This window comes from Synechococcus sp. MIT S9451, assembly GCF_047304725.1.
GTDB lineage: Bacteria > Cyanobacteriota > Cyanobacteriia > PCC-6307 > Cyanobiaceae > Synechococcus_C.
On the sequence record NZ_CP138971.1, the window covers coordinates 919825 to 937565 of the forward strand.

Sequence of the window (17741 nt, forward strand, 5' to 3'; positions counted from 1 at the left end):
GATGCACTGGGATCGGCGACTTCGGATGACGCTGATCGCCGCTGCTCTAGCGGGATCCTCCCTGCTGGCAATCGGTTGTCGACCCCAGCCGCGAGCAGACCAACCACTCCAGCTGTGGACATTGCAACTGGCGCCGAAATTCAATACCTATATGGAGGGCGTGATGACGGCCTGGACGTCCGATCATCCCGATGCGCCTGTGCGCTGGACTGATCTTCCCTGGGGTTCGGTGGAGCGCAAGCTGCTGGCAGCTGTCTTTGCTCGGACTGCTCCTGATGTCGTGAATCTCAATCCCCCTTTCGCGGCCAATCTCGCCAGCAAAGGGGGACTGACCGACTTGACCCCGTTGTTGCCTGAGGGTGCTGCAGATCGCTATTTGCCATCCGTTTGGACAGCGGCTCGCGATCCCCAGGCAGGACAGATCGCGGTGCCTTGGTATCTCACGGTGCGGCTGAATCTGGTGAATCAGGGCTTGCTGCAGCAGGCGGGGCTCAAGCAACCGCCGCAGCGTTGGAAGGATGTGCCCGCTTTCGCCCGCGCTATTCGCGAGACAACTGGGCGCTATGCCCTGTTTGTCACCGTGGTTCCGGATGACTCTGCCGAGTTACTCGAATCGCTGGTGCAGATGGGAGTGACCTTGCTGGATGATCGGCAACGTGCCGCCTTCGCAACCCCTGAGGGGAGGCGTGCCTTTGCTTTCTGGGTGGATCTTTACCGCCAGGGGCTTCTACCCCGTGAAGTAGTCAGTCAGGGCCAGAGCCGTGCTGTTGAGCTCTACCAAAGCGGCGCATTGGCGTTATTGGCGAAGGGTCCGGAGTTCTTGCGCAGCATTCAGACCAACGCACCCCAGGTGGCGGCTGCGACGAGAGCTCATCCACCTCTCACCGGAGCTGATGGCACTGCCAATGTGGCCTTGATGACTCTGGCGGTTCCCCGCCAGAGTGCTCGGCCCCGTGAGGCCCTGGCCCTGGCGCTCTTCCTCACCAATGGGCCCAATCAGGCCCGTTTTGTGCAGGAGGCTCCGGTGTTGCCGTCGTCGCTGGAGGCCCTTGCTGAGGTGCGCGCCCAGTTGGAGGCGGCCAGTCCGGAGGGTTCTCAGCAGGCCCAGTTGCGTGAAGCCCGCCTGTTATCTCTCGCCACCCTGGAGCGTGCCCGGGTGTTGGTGCCCTCTTCGCCAGGGATCAAGCGCCTGCAGAGCATCATCTACACCCAGTTGCAGCGGGCGATGTTGGGCCAGATTAGTAGTGATCAGGCCGTGGAACAGGCTGCGCTGGAATGGAATCGCTACGCCGAAGCCCGCTGGCCAGAACATTAAGAGAACCGAAAGTCTGACGGTCCTGCGGGGATTACTCCCGGTTTTGTCTTCGCGGAAGGGTAGGGTTGCGATTCTTCATGGCGGCGGTCGCATGGCCGAGAGCGGGTCCTCCAACCCGAAAAGCAGCGAAGCAGCGAAATCCCACGCTCCTGAATCGCCGCAAGCCACGATCCTTGTGGTCGATGACGAGCCCGCGGTTCGTCGTGTACTGGTGATGCGTCTCCAGTTAGTGGGTTATCGGGTGATCTGCGCCGAAGACGGCGAGCAGGCCCTGGAGATGTTCCACAACGAGTCGCCAGATTTGGTGGTGCTCGATGTGATGCTGCCCAAGATGGATGGCTTTGCGGTTTGCCGACGTCTGCGGGCTGAGTCGTGTGTGCCGATCATCTTTCTCTCGGCTCTTGAAGCGATTTCTGAGCGCGTAGCTGGTCTTGACCTTGGCGCTGACGACTATCTGCCGAAACCTTTCAGCCCCAAAGAGCTCGAAGCTCGAATTGCCTCCATCCTGCGTCGGGTCGGACGCGGTTCCGCCACAGCAGAGCCTCGGGAAATTCCTGTAGGCCAGGGCGTGCTCCGGGTGGGTGATCTGGTTGTTGACACCAATCGCCGCCAGGTCAGTCGCGGCAGTGATCGCATCTCGCTCACCTATACCGAATTCAGTCTGTTGGAGCTGCTGTTCCGCGAGCCTGGCAGGGTTGTTCCCAGGGCTGAGATCCTGGAGCAGCTCTGGGGGTATCCGCCTCGTCGGGCGGCAGATCTCCGCGTCGTTGACGTCTACGTCGCCCGTTTGCGCGGCAAGCTTGAGCCGGATCCGCGCAATCCTGAACTGATTCTCACGGTTCGAGGCATTGGTTATGCCTCCCAACGCATGGGTGAATTGCCTCAGGTTGCCGTCAACGCCTAGCGATTCTCTTCGCTTGGGCCCCTGCTCGGGCAGGATGGCGCCCGACTGACTGCTTCGTTGTGTCCGATCTGCGCGAGACCCGTCTTGAGAAGGCGAATGCCCTACGCGAGATGGGTCAGGGGCCCTATGCCCTGCGCTTTGCACCCAGCCATCGCACCATTCAGTTGCAGAAGGATCACGCGGATCTCCCAAAAGGAGAAGAGCGTGCGGTTGAGGTGGCTGTCGCCGGTCGGGTGATGACCCGAAGGGTGATGGGCAAGTTGGCCTTTTTCACCCTCGCCGATGAAACCGGAACGATCCAGCTTTTCCTAGAGAAATCATCCCTCGGTGATGCTTTTGCTCAGATCACCAGCTTGGTGGATGCTGGTGATCTGATCGGTGTGGAGGGCATCTTGCGCCGCACTGATCGCGGTGAGCTTTCGGTGAAGGTGAGCGGCTGGCAGATGCTCACCAAGGCGCTGCAGCCCCTGCCGGACAAGTGGCATGGCCTGGCGGATGTGGAGAAGCGTTACCGCCAGCGTTATCTCGATCTGATCGTCAGCCCCCAGTCGCGTGAAACCTTTCGGCGACGTGCCCTGCTGGTGAGCGGCATCCGGCGTTGGCTGGATGAGCGATCGTTTCTGGAGATCGAAACGCCGGTGTTGCAGTCGGAGGCGGGTGGTGCGGATGCACGCCCCTTCATCACTCACCACAACACGCTTGATCTTCCCCTTTACCTCCGCATCGCCACTGAGCTGCATCTCAAGCGACTGGTCGTTGGTGGCTTCGAGCGCGTCTACGAACTCGGGCGCATCTTTCGCAATGAGGGAGTTAGCACGCGTCACAACCCTGAATTCACAACGGTGGAGGTTTATCAGGCTTATGCCGATTACAACGACATGATCGAGCTCACCGAGGCGATGATCGCCACGGTGTGTGAGCAGGTGTGCGGAGACACCAAGATCAACTACCAGGGCACGGAAATCGACCTCACTCCGCCCTGGCGTCGCGCCACCATGCATGAGTTGGTGCACCAGGCCACGGGGCTCGATTTCAACACCTTCTCCGACCGGGCTGCGGCGGCAGCGGCAATGGAATTGATTGGCTTGGTTGTGCCTGAGCAGGCCGACACTGTCGGAAGGCTGCTGAATGAGGCATTTGAGCAGAAGGTGGAAGCGACGCTGATCCAACCCACCTTTGTGACGGACTATCCGATCGAGATCTCTCCGCTTGCGCGCAAGCACCGCAGCAAGCCTGGTTTGGTGGAGCGTTTTGAGCTTTTCATCGTTGGTCGTGAAACTGCCAATGCATTCAGTGAGCTGACCGATCCACTCGATCAGCGTGAACGTTTGGAGGCCCAGCAAGCGCGCAAGGCAGCTGGAGATCTGGAAGCCCAGGGCCTGGATGAGGACTTTGTGAATGCCCTTGAGATCGGCATGCCCCCCACCGGAGGCCTTGGGATCGGGATTGATCGCCTCGTGATGTTGCTCACGGATAGCCCCTCGATTCGGGATGTGATCGCTTTCCCTCTGCTTCGTCCGGAGAGCCGTACTGACGTTTCATCCCCTCAGCATGGATAATTAAGGTTCAGTGGCAGGGTCCTCTTCCAATGAGTGGTGAGCGCGTAGGTTTCCGCTTCAAGCACGCCGATGCGGTGGTCAAGCGCAATCCCCAGGGGCGGTCGCGCCGGGGTTGGGTGATGGAGCCGGTTGAGCAGACCACCAGTCGTGGCACCAAGATGCCCGCCTATCGCATCCGCTGGCGCGATAGCGAGCGCCCTGAGATCGTGCTTCAGCACATGCTGATCGCCGATCCGGATCCCACTCCGCCGCCCGAGAATGTGAGCCTCGAGCCCCCCGCACCCAAGGCCTGAGCACGATCAGATGAGGCCGTTTTTGCGCCTCAGCTGCTCGAGTTCCTGTTCGGCTTCAAACAACGCCCAGTCCTCATTGAGTGATCGATCAGGGCTGGCTTTTTGATCGTCGGCGATCAGTTGGCTGAGTTGGTGTTCCACTGTTCGGAAGTTGGTTCCGAGCGTATCCAGTTCACCCCATAGCTCACGGCCCTGTGCCATCAGGGTCTGAACATGTTGATCGGCTCGCTCTGCTAGCGGCTGGGCTCCGGCATCACGGGCTCTTTGGCTGCGTGCGTTCCAGTCACGAACGTCGCTGGCCAGGGCTAAAAGTTGGCGGCGCAGGTCTTTTGCTTGATCCTGCAGTTGTGTGAGGCGGGTCTGCAGGCCACGCTGGCGGTCCTGCAGATGTTGCTGCTGCAGCAGCTCGTTCTGGTGAGGATTGGCGCGCAGAAAGGCATCCAGTCGTTGCTCGAGGCTGCGCTCGAGTTCGTCAAGCCAGGAGGGTGCCATCAGTCGACGGAGTCGGGGCTGGCGTCGGGGGCTCGTGTGATCAGCGGTGCTTCGATCTCCTGTCGCAGTGGGGTGATTGCTGCATCACGGGAGCGCAGCAGCAACTGGGTCAGTCGGGCGACAGAGCCTTCACCCAGTTCAAGTCCGCCCAGGCGTTCAAACGCCTGCGCATAAAGGAGCTCAAGGTCTTCGATCAGCGTCTCGCGTTGGCTGCGGATCGTCTGGCGCTGTTCTTCTCTGCTCATAACGTCATTCTGCTGGTGTCAGCAGATACAAGGACAGGCTTTCGTCCGGATCATGCCAGCGATCCAGCATGCGCCAACCTGCTGCAGCCGTCAGTGTCCTGGTCATGGCGGGGTTGTACTTCAGGCTGTATTCGGTCACCAAGGGTTCCCTGGCCCTGAACGACCAGGATTGGTTATCAATGGTCACACTCTGTTCACAACGGCTGACCAAGGCCATTTCGACGCGATTGTGTTCCGGTTGCCATTGGGCTCGGTAGACGAACTGGTCGGGTTGGAAGTTTGCGTTCAGGTCGCGATTGAGGCGATGCAGGAGGTTGCGGGCGAAGGCGGCAGACACTCCCGCTGCATCGTCGTACGCCGCTTCTAAGACCGAAGCTGGTTTGGGGTGATCGAGGCCCAGCAGCAGTGGACCACCGTCCAGGATGTGGTGAAAGCGGCTGAGGAGTTGCACGGCCTCTGTGCGGTTGAAATTGCCGAGGGAACTGCCCGGGAAAAAGCCGAGTCTGCGCTGGTTGTTGAGCAGCGGATCGGGGGGAAGCGCTGTCAGTTGGCTGTGGTCGCAGCAGATCCCGAGCATTGGAACCTGGGGGTGGAGCTGCTGCAGGGCCTGGGTGGCCTGGCTGAGATGGTTGGCGCTGATGTCGAGGGCGACATAGGCCGCTGGTTGAAGGGCCCTGAGCAGGGGGCCCACTTTGCGGGCACTGCCCGCACCAAATTCCACGATCACGCCGGGTCCAAGGGCTGCGGCAATCGCATCCGCCTGCTGTTCAAGCAGAGCGATTTCCGTCCGAGTGAGTCCGTATTCGGGCTGTTCACAGATCTGGTCAAATAGCCGGGATCCTTCCGCGTCGTAAAGGAGCCAGGCCGGAAGTTGCTTGGGTTGGCAACGCAATCCCGCCTGCACCAGCTTCAGCATGTCTGTGGCGGGGGGATGGAGGTCGATCAGCGTGATCGGTGCTGTTGTAAGGGCGTTTGTTGCCTTCGTGCTGCCACGAGTAGCGGACCTGGTCATGGTTATCGGGCGAGGCGAATGCCAGCTGCCATCCAGCGGCTCGCTGGGGCAAAGAAATTGCGATAGGTCAGACGGGCATGGCTCGTTGGGGTGAGCTGGCTACTGCCGCGCAGCACGAATTGGGAGGTCATGAATTTGCCGTTGTATTCCCCCACTGCACCTGCTGCTGGTTGAAAGCCGGGATAGGGACGGTATGGGCTGGATGTCCATTGCCAGAGCGTGTCGTGGCTTTCTTCCAGGGCATCTCCATGACTGCGGGCCGCTATTTCCCATTCCGCTTCGCTTGGAAGCCGCAAGCCAGCCCAGCGGGCAAAGGCATCCGCTTCAAACCAGCTGAGATGGCGGACCGGTTGGTGGGGATCCAGCGGTTGGCGACCAGCGAGGGTGAATTCCGAACTCCAGGCTGCGTCGGGGTGGTCCTGGCGCCAGTAGCGGGGCGCTTGCCAGCCCCGCTGCTGGCAGATAGCCCAGCCTTCGCTCATCCAGAGTTCAGGACGTTTGTAGCCGTCATCGTCGATGAAGTGTTGGTAGGCGTCGTTGCGCACCAGCTGGCTGGAGATCGCGAACGGTTCCAGCCAGACACGATGACGGGGGGCCTCGTTGTCGAAATGGAAGGCTCGAGGTTCGATTGCGTCGCGGCTGGCACCGATTTCGACTAACCCACCTGGATGCTCGAGCCAGCAGCACGGCGCTGAGCAGGTGGATGATGCAGGTTCCCAGCTGGCGTTGTAGCTCGGTTCAAGCGGCTGACGGCTGAAGCCGTCGAGCAGATCCATCAGCAGCAGCTCTTGATGCTGTTGTTCGTGCTGCAATCCGAGTTCGATCAGCTCGCAGTAACGAGGATCTTCCCCCTGGTTGAGAAGTGCTTCAAGGGATGCATTCACCCGCTGGCGCCAGCAGGTGATGTCCTTCATGGGTGGTCGGCTGAGTAAACCGCGATCAGGGCGGGGTTGACGCGGTCCGACGGTCTCGTAATAGGAATTGAACAGATACCCCCAGCGCGGATCCGCACTGCGGTGCTCCGGTTGGAAGGGTTTCAGGACGAAGGTCTCGAAGAACCATGTTGTGTGCGCCAAGTGCCATTTGGGTGGACTGGCATCTGCCATTCCCTGCAGGCAGAGATCCTCTGGCTCCAAGGGGGCGATCAGTGCTTCGCTTTGATGGCGCACCGTCAGCAACCGTTGCAGCAGGGTGCTGGAGGGCATGGCCTGAGATGTGTTGGGGCAGACCCTAGGGAGATCCTGTCAGCCCTGCAGACCCCCACAGATGGCGGTGAAGCCATGACAGTGCCCCTAGCATCGGCCCACTGCTGGGGAGGCGATGGTGATCGGGTCTGTGCTCGCGGAGCGCTACCGCATCGATCAGCAGCTCACGTCGGTTGATGCGGCCGATCACACCGCACCGCAGGGTCTGCTCTGGCGAGGTGCCGATCTCTTGGCTGCGGAAGCACCTGTGGCCCTGCGGGAGTTGTTGTCGATTTCGTCCCAGCAGCGGTTTCGCTCGCTCTGGCCGGCGATGCAGAAAGTTCTGCATCCCCAGATCCCTCGTTTTGGCGGTTTGTTTGAAGAGGAAGGTGCCCTCTGGCTTGTGCGTGAGTGGCAGCAGGGAACCACCTTCGATCAGATCCAGAAGCAACGAGCAGACCGTCAACTGGTGTTCGGTCCTGGTGAAGTCCTGTTGTTGCTGAGGCAGCTACTGCCAGCGCTTGCGGTCCTCCATGCCGAGGATCTGGTGCATGGTGATATCAATCCCAGCAACTTGCTGCGTCGGGATCAGGACGGCATGCCGGTGCTGCTCGATTTTGGGCTGCTGCAGTGCCAGCGAGCCCAGCCAATGTCTGGGGCAACGGCTGCTTTTGCACCCCAGGCCCAGGGTCGCGGCGAGCCTGCAGCGGCTTGGATGGATTTGCACGCCCTTGGGGTTACGGCCCTGGCGTTGCTGACTGGTCGTAGGCCGGAGCAGCTGCTGGATCCCGTTGGTCAGGCCTGGAGCATTCCCGACGGTTTGGGTTTGGGTTCGAACTTTCGCGAGGTTTTACATCGCCTGTTGAGCGAGCGTTCGGGTGAGCGCTTTGAGCGAGCGACCGAAGCTCTGCAGGCGCTGCAGGCGGTCGTGATGCCTGAGACCACCGGACCAATCGCGCGGGCTGAGCGCACCTTGGTGCTGGCGCCGGCAACTGTGCCGGAGTGCGAGAGTCCTGTCACATCCCCTGATCTGCCGCGGTTGGATCGAGGCACGCCTGAGGGAGACCGTGATTCGTCAGGAGCAGCAGCCCCTGATGGGGGGCGGCGTGCCCGCCCCCGTGAGCATGAACGTCAGCAGGCGGCCGAAGGCCGGCTCTGGCCTGTGGTGGTTGCTTTGCTCATGTCGGCTGTGGTTGGAACGGCCATCGGTTGGTTTCTGTTGACCCGGGGCACGACACCTGGTGCGGCTCCCTCCACTGATCGCGATCTGATCGGTCGGGCCCCGCAGGCCAGTCTTCCGCCTGCGGAAGTGGATCAGCGCCAGCAGTTGCTCAGTCGTCTTCGGGCTCTGCAGGTGGATCGCAGTTGGTTCCTGAAATTGGTGGATGACAGCCTGCTGGCTCGCTATCCCGAGCGCAACGGTCGTCTGCCTGGGGATGCCCTGGAGGATGCGCCCTTGCGCCGGGTCTGGAATGAGTTGGCGGAGGAATGGCTGGCCAGAGTCGAGCAGTTGCCCCCTGTGTTGCGGGCCCGTCTCGGACGCCTCAAGGCGGTTGACTGGCGCAAGCAGCGTGATCTGCTCACCGAGCAGGGGGTGGATGCTCAGGTGGTGGAGCAGTTGGTGACGGCTTCGGCACAGAATCTCCTGCCCGGGGTGGCGATGGGAACCAAGCCCCCAGAGCCCTATCGCCAGTTGTGGTTTGCCGCGGCGATCCGCAGTCTCGAGAATGTGCGCATCGAAACCCTCACGGCCCGGCCACGGCAGCCCACGGTGCTGTCCAGCCGCGTGCAGGCCGGGGGCGCTCGGTTGATCTCGATCAAGGTGCCGCAGGGCCGACGGTTAGTGCTGGGCATCAATGGCACGCCGCTGATGCAGATGACTGTGTACGGAGCCAATGGAGATGTGGCAGCGCAACGGGGTCCGCTTCGGGTGGTGACGCTCCCGCCGGATGCGGGATCGCCCGTTCAGGTGCTTGTGACCAATGAAGGGGTGTCATCCGGGGTGCTCACCCTTTCGTGCCGTGCGGATTGGCCTGCGCCCAAGCCCTTGCCGGCTGTCGATTCTGATCCCATTCCTGATTCAGCCACCGGCGTTAGCGGCGCCATCGATGCGGCGCCTCAAGCTCCGGGCCCGCGTCCCGCCATGGCTCCACCGGTTGATCCCGTTGAGCCTGCTCCTCCCGTCGACAGCACTCAGCCTTGAGACAGGCCGGTGGAGCACTGTTTCGTGTGATAGATGCGTTGAATTAGTAACGCGACAGTGCTGCTTTTGTTTCTTTCTTGGTCTGTTTCTCTTTCTCAAAGGCCCGCTTGTCGTGCAGTTTGCGTCCTTTGCCGAGGCCGATGGTGAGCTTGATCCAGGACCCTTTCAGATGCAGGTTGAGGGGGATCAGGGTGAGGCCCTTTTGGTCCAGTTGAATGCGTAGTTTGTCGATCTCACGCCGATGAGCGAGAAGTCGGCGCACGCGCAGGGGGTCGTGGTTGAAATAGCTGCCTGCGTGGGTGTGCGGAGAGATGTGCACGTTGTGCAGTTGCATCTGGCCATTGCGGATCAGACAGAAGCCATCTCGCAGGTTGCTCTGTCCGGCCCGTACCGATTTCACTTCGGTGCCCAGTAGTTCGATCCCGGTTTCCAGAGTTTCAAGGATGTCGTACTGATGCCGCGCAAAGCGGTTGTCAGCCAGGATCCGTGGCTTGTCGTTGGCATCCTTCCCGCTGTTTCCCCTGCGGCCCGGGCCTTTTGCCATAACGCTGCGCTGCTGCCGCTGCTAATCACGAGCCTAGAGGGATCTTGACTCCCATCCAACCTCTGGGCTCGGTACGCTCGTGCCATGGCGATCGAGTCTTCAGCTGCCAGATCCAAGCGACCGCGACGGGAGTTGAAGGATCCGTCGCCGCTTCTGTCACCGGAACGCTCTGCCCAGGAGAGTGCTCCTGGCAGGGAAGACAGCCTGCGGCCCCGCCGCCTGAATGACTACATCGGCCAAGCGGAGCTCAAGCAGGTGCTTGGCATCGCTGTGCAGGCGGCGAGTGCCCGCGGCGATGCCCTCGACCATGTGCTGCTCTACGGCCCCCCTGGCCTGGGCAAGACCACCATGGCTCTTGTGCTGGCTGAAGAGCTTGGCGTCCCCTGTCGGATCACTAGCGCCCCGGCTTTGGAGCGACCTCGCGACATTGTGGGCCTGCTGGTCAATCTGCAACCAAGGGAGTTGCTGTTTATCGACGAGATCCACCGGCTCACCCGCGTGGCGGAGGAGCTGCTCTATCCGGCAATGGAGGATCGCCGCCTCGATCTCACGGTTGGAAAGGGCAGTACTGCCCGCACGCGAACCCTCGATTTGCCTCCCTTCACCCTGGTTGGGGCGACCACCAAGGCAGGTTCTCTCAGTTCCCCGTTGCGGGATCGCTTTGGGCTGTTGCAGCGGCTTGAGTTTTATGGGCAGGAGGATCTGGAGGCGATCGTTGAGCGGGCTGCCGGGCTGCTTGGCCTGAGCTTGTCGGCCCATGGCTGCACCGAAATCGCTCGCCGCTGCCGGGGAACGCCGCGGATTGCGAACCGTCTGCTGCGGCGTGTGCGCGACGTGGCCAGTGTGCGAGCAGTATCTGTCAACGGTGACTCAACACCGCCCGATGGCTCTGTGTTGATCGACGCCGATCTGGTGGACGAAGCCCTGAGCTTGCACCGGGTTGATGGTCGAGGCCTTGATGCCAGTGATCGCCGCCTGTTGGAGCTGTTGCTGCAGTCCCATGGCGGAGGTCCGGTGGGGCTCGATACCCTTGCGGCCGCTCTGGGGGAAGACGCCACCACCTTGGAAACGGTTGTGGAGCCCTATCTGCTCCAACTCGGATTTTTGCAGCGCACCCCCCGTGGCCGGGTCGTGACGGTTGCCGGTCGGCGCCATCTCGGCTGGCCAGCGGTGGGGGAGCCCACTTTGAAGGATCCTGCTGTGGAGGATCCCGCTGCATGAGCCGGCTTCCCTGCGTGCTGTTGGTGCTGATGGCTTGTTGGTTCTTCCCGATGGCCTTGCCTGCGGCCGCTTTATCGGCCACCTCAACGGATCAGGCCCTGTTCAAGCAGGCGTTGGTTGCCAGTCGCAATGGGGACGCATCGCAGGCCTTGTTGCTTTGGGACCGCTTTCTCACAGACCATCCGCAGGATGCGGCGGCTCTGAGTAACCGCGGCAACGTTCGCCTTTTGCTGGGCGATGCCGAGGGTGCGATTGCAGACCAGACCCGGTCTATGGAGCTATCCCCCGAGGAGATGGATCCCCATCTCAATCGCGGTACTGCAGAAGAAGCGCTTCGGCAGTGGGACGCCGCGGCAGCCGACTATCGCTGGATCCTTGCTCGAGATCCTGCTGAAGCGTCCGCCCTGTACAACCTCGGCAATGTGCTCGGCTCCCAGGCGGTTTGGGACGATGCGGCCGAGCTTTACAGCCAAGCATCCCTGGCGAGACCAGGCTTTGCCATGGCCCGCTCTAGTGAGGCGCTGGCGCGGTACCAATTGGAGCAGTTCGATTCGGCTGAGCGGGAGTTGCGCAATCTGATCCGCCGTTACCCACTGTTTGCGGATGCTCGTGCCGGCCTCAGCGCTTTGCTGTGGCGACGCGGCCAGCGAGGTGAGGCTGAGAGCCATTGGGCAGCCGCGGCAGGTCTGGATCCCCGCTACCGCCAGGCGGAATGGCTGCTTGAAATTCGGCGCTGGCCGCCACAACCGACGGCTGATCTGATGGCCTTTCTCAGATTGGAGGTCCCATGAGCGAACTGGCCAGCACGGCTTGGAGCCAGGCCCTCGCCCAGCATCTTCCCGACTTGCTGGAGTTGCGTCGCCACTTGCATGCCCATCCTGAGCTCAGTGGTGAGGAGCATCAGACCGCTGCCCTTGTGGCAGGTGATCTGCGCGACCATGGCTGGAACGTGCGTGAAGGTGTGGGCCGCACCGGTGTTGTGGCGGAACTCGGACCCTCCGATGGGCCAAGGATCGGCTTGCGGGTGGATATGGACGCGTTGCCAGTGGAGGAACGCACCGAACTCCCCTACGCCTCCCTGCGCCAGGGCGTGATGCATGCCTGCGGCCATGACCTGCACACCTGCATCGGTCTTGGGGTCGCTCGCCTGCTTGCGGCTTGTCAGGTGCATCAGCCCCTTCCTCGCGGGGTGCGTCTTTTATTTCAGCCAGCGGAAGAGCTGGCCGAGGGTGCTCGATGGATGCGGGATGACGGGGCCCTTGAGGGGCTTTCAGCCCTCTATGGCGTTCATGTGTTCCCCACCCTTGCCGTTGGTTCGATTGGTGTTCGCAGTGGCAGTCTCACCGCCGCCGCCGGTGAGCTGGAGATCATCGTCATGGGCGAGGGTGGTCATGGTGCCAGGCCTCACCAATCCGTGGATGCGATCTGGATTGCCGCGCGGGTGGTGACTGGCTTGCAGGAGGCCATTAGCCGTCGTCTGGATGCCTTGCATCCTGTGGTGGTCAGCTTTGGCAAGATCGACGGCGGTAAAGCCTTCAACGTGATTGCCGATCGGGTGCGATTGCTCGGTACCGTGCGTTGTCTGGATGTTGACCTCCATAACCGCCTGCCCGCTTGGATTGAAGAGACGGTGCAGGCAATCTGTTCCAGTTTCGGCGCCTCCGCTGAGGTCACCTATCGCTGCATTGCTCCACCAGTGCACAACGATCCCGGACTCACCGATTTGCTGGAACGTTGTGCCATTGATCAGCTTGGTCGGTCCCAGGTGATGCGTCTGGATCAACCATCGCTCGGTGCGGAGGATTTTGCGGAACTGTTGAAAGATCTTCCCGGCAGCATGTTCCGGCTTGGAGTGGCGGGCCCCGAGGGCTGCGCCCCGCTTCATCACGGTCGTTTCTGCCCAGAGGAGGGCAGCTTGGAAGTTGGTATTCGTGTGCTCACTGCCACGCTGTTGGCCTGGATGACGGACCTGAACCCATGACCCTTCGTCAGGCCATTCCCGCACATATCTGGTTATCTCTGGCCGCCCCGTTGTTGGTGTTGCTTGGCATCGTGGCTCTGATCCAGCGTCAAGGTACCGACCGTCTGCAGGCGCTTCCTGCCATCCTGGTGGGCATCGGTCTGGTGATCAGCGCAGTGGTCGGACGGCGTCGCCGGCGCTATCGCCTTTTGATGGCCCTGCGCAGCACGCGAACCGATCGCCTTGATTCAGACGATGCGCAATGACCTCCACACCGGATGAGCCCAAGCCCCTCCCCGATCCGCAGGCTTTGCGCCAAGCGATCGGTTCTGGGGATCCGATGCGAGCTCTGCCTGCGCTGGCTCGATTGAGAGCGATGCCTGATGAAGAGACGGAGTCGGTGGTGGTTCCCCTGCTGGTGTTGGGTTCGGAGCAAGCGGCGTTTGTGGTGCGATCGCTCAGTTGCAGCGGGCTCGGTCTTCGACGCAGTGAGCAGGGCTGGCAGGTGCTCTCTCGCCTGGTTCGAGATGACGAGGATGCCAACGTGCGCGCAGAGGCTGCGAATTCACTGGCCAGCTATGGCGTCGAACGGGCCTGGCCACTGCTGCGCGACAGGTTTGCCGCAGATGATGCCTGGTTGGTGCGTTGCAGCATCCTGTCGGCCTTTGCTGAGCAGCCGCAGATTGATCCCGCCTGGTTGCTGGAGCTGGCTCAGCTTGCGATTGAGGATGCCGACGGCACTGTTCGCGTCGGCGGCGCCGAAATCCTTGGCCGGCTTGTCCATGACGGAGTTGCCCAGGCGTCCACGGCCCGTCATTGGCTTCATTCGCTCCAGAAGGACGGCGATCATCGCGTGGTGGCTGCTGCTCTAAATGGGTTGCAGCCTTGAACTGAATGTCGTTGCTAGCTTTCGAGCAACACTAGGGGTGCCTGCTCTGTTGTCTCAACAGAATGGGCTGAGATCACACCCTCCGAACCTGATCCGGGTCATGCCGGCGCAGGGAAGTGACCAAGCGTGATCACCGGTTTGCCGACCCCTGGGCGTCCCATCGCTCTTTCATCATGCGTGCTTCCTGGGTTCAGTCCCGTCGCGGACAGTCCAACGTGTCCCAGATGCATTTCGCCCGTCAGGGCCTGGTGACCGAGGAAATGGTCTATGTGGCCAGGAGGGAGAACCTGCCTGAGACCTTGGTCATGGAGGAGGTGGCCCGGGGGCGGATGATCATTCCCGCCAACATCAACCACGAAAATCTTGAGCCGATGGCGATTGGGATCGCCAGCAAGTGCAAGGTGAATGCAAATATCGGCGCCTCTCCCAATGCCTCGGATGCCGAGGAAGAGGTCAAGAAACTGAACCTGGCGGTGAAATACGGTGCCGACACCGTGATGGACCTGTCCACCGGCGGCGTCAATCTTGATGATGTGCGCACCGCGATTATCAAGGCTTCACCCGTGCCGATCGGCACCGTGCCGGTGTATCAGGCCCTGGAGAGCGTGCATGGCTCGATTGAGAAGCTTTCGGAAGATGACTTCCTGCACATCATTGAGAAGCACTGTCAGCAGGGCGTCGATTACCAGACGATCCACGCTGGTTTGCTGATCGAGCACCTGCCCAAGGTGAAGGGTCGCATCACGGGGATCGTCAGCCGCGGCGGCGGAATCCTGGCCCAGTGGATGCTGTATCACCACAAACAAAACCCGCTCTACACGCGCTTCGACGACATCTGCGAGATCTTCAAGCGCTACGACTGCACCTTTTCGCTTGGTGATTCTCTGCGTCCTGGCTGTCAGCACGACGCCTCCGATGCGGCCCAGCTGGCTGAGCTGAAGACGCTGGGTGACCTCACCCGTCGCGCCTGGACGCACGACGTGCAGGTGATGGTGGAAGGTCCGGGCCACGTGCCTCTCGATCAGATCGAGTTCAACGTCAAGAAGCAGATGGAGGAGTGCAATGAAGCCCCCTTCTACGTGCTCGGTCCTTTGGTCACCGACATTGCGCCTGGTTATGACCACATCACCAGTGCCATTGGCGCAGCGATGGCTGGCTGGCATGGCACGGCGATGCTCTGCTATGTGACCCCCAAGGAGCACCTTGGTCTACCTAATGCAGACGATGTGAGAGAGGGGTTGATCGCCTACAAGATCGCCGCCCATGCCGCTGATATTGCTCGGCATCGCCCCGGTGCCCGTGACCGTGATGATGAGCTCAGCCGGGCCCGCTATGCCTTCGATTGGAACAAGCAGTTCGAACTTTCTCTCGACCCTGAGCGGGCCAAGGAATATCATGATGAAACCCTGCCCGCCGACATTTACAAGCAGGCGGAGTTCTGCTCGATGTGTGGGCCCAAGCACTGCCCGATGCAGACCAAGATCACCGATGCAGACCTCGAAGGTTTGGAAGACGTGCTCAAGGCCAAGGGGGCTGCAGAGCTGGTGACTATGAAGCAGGACAAAGCCTGAGCGGACTGGTGTCTTAGGACGGACGACTCCTTTGCGCTGATCGTCTTTTTGCCCCGGTGGTGACACCGGGGTTTTTTGTGTTGTGGACTGCTTCTTTTGGGTGTGCTGGCTGACCAGTTCTGCCTCGCTGCGCATGCGATGCGTCGTGCTCCAGGGGCCATGCCATGCCGCCATGGCATGCCATGCAAAAGCCCCCCGTTAGGAGGGCTCGGACGCTTGGTTGAATGGACCCGAAGGTCATTCCTATCTCAGTCGAGGATCAGCCCAGCAGAGCTTTCGACTTGGTCACCACGTTGTCCACGGTGAAACCGAATTCCTTCATGCAGGTTCCGCCGGGTGCTGAAGCGCCGAAGCGGTGCATGGTGACGCTGTCGCCATCGAGACCGATGAAGCGATGCCAGCCGAAGGTTTCGGCGGCTTCGACCACGATCCGTTTGCGCACGGCAGAGGGAAGCACCTGCTCCTTATAGGCGTCGCTCTGTTCGTCGAACAGTTCCACACAGGGCATCGAAACCACGCGTACTTTGCGGCCCTCGCTGCTGAGCTGTTTGGCGGCCTGAACGCAGAGGTCCAGTTCGGAGCCTGTGCCGATCAGGATCAGCTCAGGAGTGCCGTCACAGTCCTCGAGGATGTAGCCACCGAGGGCCACTTTGTCGATCGAGGAGTTGGCCTGGTTGGCCATGTTCTGGCGGCTGAGGCACAGGGCGCTGGGGCGTTTGCGGTTTTCGATCGCCAGCTTGTAGGCACCGCTGGTCTCGTTGCCGTCGCCTGGACGGAACACCAGCATGTTCGGAATCGCACGCAGCGAGGGGATGGTCTCAATCGGTTGGTGGGTAGGACCGTCTTCGCCCACGCCGATGGAATCGTGGGTGAGCACGTAGATCACACCCAGCTCACTGAGGGCTGACAGGCGCATGGAGCCGCGCATGTAGTCGGCAAATACCAGGAATGTGCCGCCGTAGGGGATAAGACCACTGTTGTGGTAAGCAATGCCGTTCAGGATCGCGGCCATGGCGTGCTCACGCACACCGAAGTGGAGGTAGCGCTTCTCGGGGCTCTCGGGTTGGAAGGAGCCGGTTTCACCCTTGATGTCGGTGTAGTTGGAGTGGGTGAGGTCGGCCGACCCACCAATCAGCTCGGGCAGGTTGGGGCCGAGGGCACCAAGGCAGATCTGAGAGTGCTTGCGGGTTGCCAGTCCACCGTCCTCAGGTGTGTAGGTGGGCAGATTCTTATCCCAACCCTCGGGGAGTTCACCCCGGAGCATCCGCTCGAAGACAGCGGCCTCAGCTGGATATTGGGTGCGGTAGGTGGCCAAGGTTTGGTTCCATTCGGCCTCGAGGCTGGCGCCGCGATCGATGGCCTGGCGGAACTGGTCATAGGCCTCTTGGGGGACTTCAAAGGCGCCGTAGTTCCAGTTCAGTTGCTGACGGGTGAGGGCTGTTTCGTCTTCTCCCAGAGGGGCACCGTGCACACCTGCGGTGTCGCTTTTGTTGGGTGAGCCGTAGCCAATGGTGGTGGTGACCTTGATGATCGAAGGCTTGTCGGTCACAGCCTTGGCGGCTTCGATTGCCTTGGTGATGGCATCCACATCGGTATTGCCTTCGGCCACATGCTGCACATGCCAGCCGTAGGCCTCGTAGCGCTTGAGAACGTCTTCGGTGAAGGACACGTCGGTGCGTCCGTCGATCGTGATGCTGTTGTCGTCGTAAAGAGCGATCAGCTTGCCCAGCTTCAAATGTCCAGCCAAGGACGCGGCTTCCGATGCGACGCCTTCCTGGTTGCAGCCGTCACCCATCACCACATAGGTGTAATGGTCGACAAGGGTTGAACCGGGTTTGTTGAATTTGGCAGCGAGATGGGTTTCGGCGATCGCCAGGCCCACTGCGTTTGAGATGCCCGCACCGAGAGGCCCGGTGGTCACTTCCACACCCGGGGTTTCAAAGGTTTCAGGGTGTCCTGGGGTCTTGGAGCCCCACTGGCGGAAGTTTTTGATGTCTTCAATCGACACCGAGTCGTAGCCGGTGAGGTGCAGCAGCGCATAGAGCAACATGCAGCCATGACCCGCGGAGAGCACGAAGCGGTCGCGGTTGAACCATTTGGGGTTCTTGGGGTTGTGCTTCAGGAACTTGTCCCATAGCGCATAGCCCATCGGAGCGCAGCCCATGGGAAGGCCGGGGTGACCGCTCTTGGATTTGTTGATGGCGTCAACGGCCAGCATGCGGATGCTGTTGACGCAGAGCGTGTCGATAGAAGCGGGCGCGGCGACCATGGCGTACGAGTGGAGAAGCGGTAAAGAATGCCGTCAGTCTGAAACAACGGGTCGGCGGCACGAAAGCGTGCCACCTATCG

General features: G+C 61.2%; 17 protein-coding genes and 1 riboswitch. Of the genes, 11 read left to right on the plus strand and 6 right to left on the minus strand.

Annotation, left to right across the window (positions count from 1 at the left end):
* The first annotated feature begins 1 nt into the window (after window position 1).
* The 4 genes from SIB72_RS04760 (at window position 2) to SIB72_RS04775 (ending at window position 4071) form a co-directional block, all read left to right on the plus strand.
* Entirely contained in the window at window positions 2-1315 is a 1314-nt protein-coding gene (locus SIB72_RS04760) for an ABC transporter substrate-binding protein (RefSeq protein ID WP_413745047.1), read from the plus strand.
* 91 nt (window positions 1316-1406) lie between these two features.
* A complete protein-coding gene (gene rpaB / locus SIB72_RS04765; RefSeq protein WP_413744777.1) occupies window positions 1407-2219 on the plus strand; it encodes a response regulator transcription factor RpaB in 813 nt (270 codons plus the stop codon).
* A gap of 59 nt (window positions 2220-2278) precedes the next feature.
* Window positions 2279-3778, plus strand: coding sequence for a lysine--tRNA ligase (gene lysS, locus SIB72_RS04770; RefSeq protein ID WP_413744778.1), 1500 nt, complete (start codon window positions 2279-2281; stop codon window positions 3776-3778).
* A 29-nt stretch (window positions 3779-3807) separates the two neighbouring features.
* Complete coding sequence (locus tag SIB72_RS04775; RefSeq protein ID WP_006042532.1) at window positions 3808-4071, plus strand: hypothetical protein; 264 nt, start codon at window positions 3808-3810, stop codon at window positions 4069-4071.
* A 6-nt stretch (window positions 4072-4077) separates the two neighbouring features.
* On the opposite strand, the gene SIB72_RS04780 is transcribed toward SIB72_RS04775, so the two are convergent.
* From SIB72_RS04780 to egtB, 4 genes are all read right to left on the minus strand, one after another.
* On the minus strand, window positions 4078-4563 hold the full coding sequence (locus SIB72_RS04780; RefSeq protein WP_413744779.1) for a hercynine metabolism protein: 486 nt from the start codon (window positions 4561-4563) through the stop codon (window positions 4078-4080).
* On the minus strand, window positions 4563-4808 hold the full coding sequence (locus tag SIB72_RS04785) for a hercynine metabolism small protein (RefSeq protein WP_115016579.1): 246 nt from the start codon (window positions 4806-4808) through the stop codon (window positions 4563-4565). Before SIB72_RS04785 ends, SIB72_RS04780 begins: the two co-directional genes overlap by 1 nt.
* 4 nt (window positions 4809-4812) lie before the next feature.
* The gene (egtD, locus tag SIB72_RS04790) at window positions 4813-5724 is read right to left on the minus strand and encodes an L-histidine N(alpha)-methyltransferase (protein WP_413745048.1); all 912 of its coding nucleotides are present in this window, start codon (window positions 5722-5724) and stop codon (window positions 4813-4815) included.
* 98 nt (window positions 5725-5822) lie between these two features.
* The gene (egtB, locus tag SIB72_RS04795) at window positions 5823-7025 is read right to left on the minus strand and encodes an ergothioneine biosynthesis protein EgtB (protein WP_413744780.1); all 1203 of its coding nucleotides are present in this window, start codon (window positions 7023-7025) and stop codon (window positions 5823-5825) included.
* Between the two features lie 115 nt (window positions 7026-7140).
* Here egtB and SIB72_RS04800 point away from each other — a divergent pair, with 115 nt between their 5' ends.
* A complete protein-coding gene (locus SIB72_RS04800) occupies window positions 7141-9207 on the plus strand; it encodes a protein kinase domain-containing protein (RefSeq protein ID WP_413744781.1) in 2067 nt (688 codons plus the stop codon).
* 43 nt (window positions 9208-9250) lie between these two features.
* On the opposite strand, the gene smpB is transcribed toward SIB72_RS04800, so the two are convergent.
* Complete coding sequence (gene smpB, locus SIB72_RS04805) at window positions 9251-9751, minus strand: SsrA-binding protein SmpB (RefSeq protein ID WP_115118715.1); 501 nt, start codon at window positions 9749-9751, stop codon at window positions 9251-9253.
* An 84-nt stretch (window positions 9752-9835) separates the two neighbouring features.
* Here smpB and ruvB point away from each other — a divergent pair, with 84 nt between their 5' ends.
* From ruvB to thiC, 6 genes are all read left to right on the plus strand, one after another.
* Window positions 9836-10972 carry a Holliday junction branch migration DNA helicase RuvB gene (ruvB, locus tag SIB72_RS04810; protein ID WP_413744782.1) on the plus strand — a complete coding sequence of 379 codons (1137 nt, stop codon included), beginning with the start codon at window positions 9836-9838 and terminating at the stop codon, window positions 10970-10972.
* Window positions 10969-11763 carry a tetratricopeptide repeat protein gene (locus SIB72_RS04815; RefSeq protein ID WP_413744783.1) on the plus strand — a complete coding sequence of 265 codons (795 nt, stop codon included), beginning with the start codon at window positions 10969-10971 and terminating at the stop codon, window positions 11761-11763. The genes ruvB and SIB72_RS04815 overlap by 4 nt, the downstream gene beginning before the upstream one ends.
* Window positions 11760-12953 (plus strand): amidohydrolase, encoded by a 1194-nt coding sequence (locus SIB72_RS04820; RefSeq protein WP_413744784.1) that lies wholly within the window; start codon window positions 11760-11762, stop codon window positions 12951-12953. The genes SIB72_RS04815 and SIB72_RS04820 overlap by 4 nt, the downstream gene beginning before the upstream one ends.
* Window positions 12950-13198, plus strand: coding sequence for a DUF3188 domain-containing protein (locus SIB72_RS04825; protein ID WP_115118708.1), 249 nt, complete (start codon window positions 12950-12952; stop codon window positions 13196-13198). Before SIB72_RS04820 ends, SIB72_RS04825 begins: the two co-directional genes overlap by 4 nt.
* Entirely contained in the window at window positions 13195-13821 is a 627-nt protein-coding gene (locus tag SIB72_RS04830) for a HEAT repeat domain-containing protein (protein WP_413744785.1), read from the plus strand. Before SIB72_RS04825 ends, SIB72_RS04830 begins: the two co-directional genes overlap by 4 nt.
* A 23-nt stretch (window positions 13822-13844) precedes the next feature.
* Window positions 13845-13953, plus strand: a riboswitch (TPP riboswitch).
* Window positions 13938-15392: a phosphomethylpyrimidine synthase ThiC gene (gene thiC, locus SIB72_RS04835; RefSeq protein ID WP_413744786.1), complete on the plus strand. Its 1455-nt coding sequence runs from the start codon at window positions 13938-13940 to the stop codon at window positions 15390-15392. (Overlaps the previous riboswitch by 16 nt.)
* A gap of 259 nt (window positions 15393-15651) precedes the next feature.
* Here the strand turns inward: thiC and tkt are convergent, their stop codons facing one another.
* Window positions 15652-17661 carry a transketolase gene (tkt, locus tag SIB72_RS04840; RefSeq protein ID WP_413744787.1) on the minus strand — a complete coding sequence of 670 codons (2010 nt, stop codon included), beginning with the start codon at window positions 17659-17661 and terminating at the stop codon, window positions 15652-15654.
* Window positions 17662-17741 lie beyond the last annotated feature (80 nt).

Excerpts from the sequence above, each read along its gene's own strand:
- tkt (WP_413744787.1), bottom strand. The coding sequence starts at position 17,661 with ATGGTCGCCGCGCCCGCTTCTATCGACACGCTCTGCGTCAACAGCATC.
- smpB (WP_115118715.1), bottom strand. The coding sequence starts at position 9,751 with ATGGCAAAAGGCCCGGGCCGCAGGGGAAACAGCGGGAAGGATGCCAAC.
- SIB72_RS04825 (WP_115118708.1), top strand. The coding sequence starts at position 12,950 with ATGACCCTTCGTCAGGCCATTCCCGCACATATCTGGTTATCTCTGGCC.
- egtB (WP_413744780.1), bottom strand. The coding sequence starts at position 7,025 with ATGCCCTCCAGCACCCTGCTGCAACGGTTGCTGACGGTGCGCCATCAA.
- SIB72_RS04820 (WP_413744784.1), top strand. The coding sequence starts at position 11,760 with ATGAGCGAACTGGCCAGCACGGCTTGGAGCCAGGCCCTCGCCCAGCAT.
- SIB72_RS04780 (WP_413744779.1), bottom strand. The coding sequence starts at position 4,563 with ATGGCACCCTCCTGGCTTGACGAACTCGAGCGCAGCCTCGAGCAACGA.
- SIB72_RS04760 (WP_413745047.1), top strand. The coding sequence starts at position 2 with ATGCACTGGGATCGGCGACTTCGGATGACGCTGATCGCCGCTGCTCTA.
- ruvB (WP_413744782.1), top strand. The coding sequence starts at position 9,836 with ATGGCGATCGAGTCTTCAGCTGCCAGATCCAAGCGACCGCGACGGGAG.
- SIB72_RS04830 (WP_413744785.1), top strand. The coding sequence starts at position 13,195 with ATGACCTCCACACCGGATGAGCCCAAGCCCCTCCCCGATCCGCAGGCT.
- SIB72_RS04785 (WP_115016579.1), bottom strand. The coding sequence starts at position 4,808 with ATGAGCAGAGAAGAACAGCGCCAGACGATCCGCAGCCAACGCGAGACG.
- SIB72_RS04800 (WP_413744781.1), top strand. The coding sequence starts at position 7,141 with ATGGTGATCGGGTCTGTGCTCGCGGAGCGCTACCGCATCGATCAGCAG.
- rpaB (WP_413744777.1), top strand. The coding sequence starts at position 1,407 with ATGGCCGAGAGCGGGTCCTCCAACCCGAAAAGCAGCGAAGCAGCGAAA.
- SIB72_RS04815 (WP_413744783.1), top strand. The coding sequence starts at position 10,969 with ATGAGCCGGCTTCCCTGCGTGCTGTTGGTGCTGATGGCTTGTTGGTTC.
- SIB72_RS04775 (WP_006042532.1), top strand. The coding sequence starts at position 3,808 with ATGAGTGGTGAGCGCGTAGGTTTCCGCTTCAAGCACGCCGATGCGGTG.
- egtD (WP_413745048.1), bottom strand. The coding sequence starts at position 5,724 with ATGCTGAAGCTGGTGCAGGCGGGATTGCGTTGCCAACCCAAGCAACTT.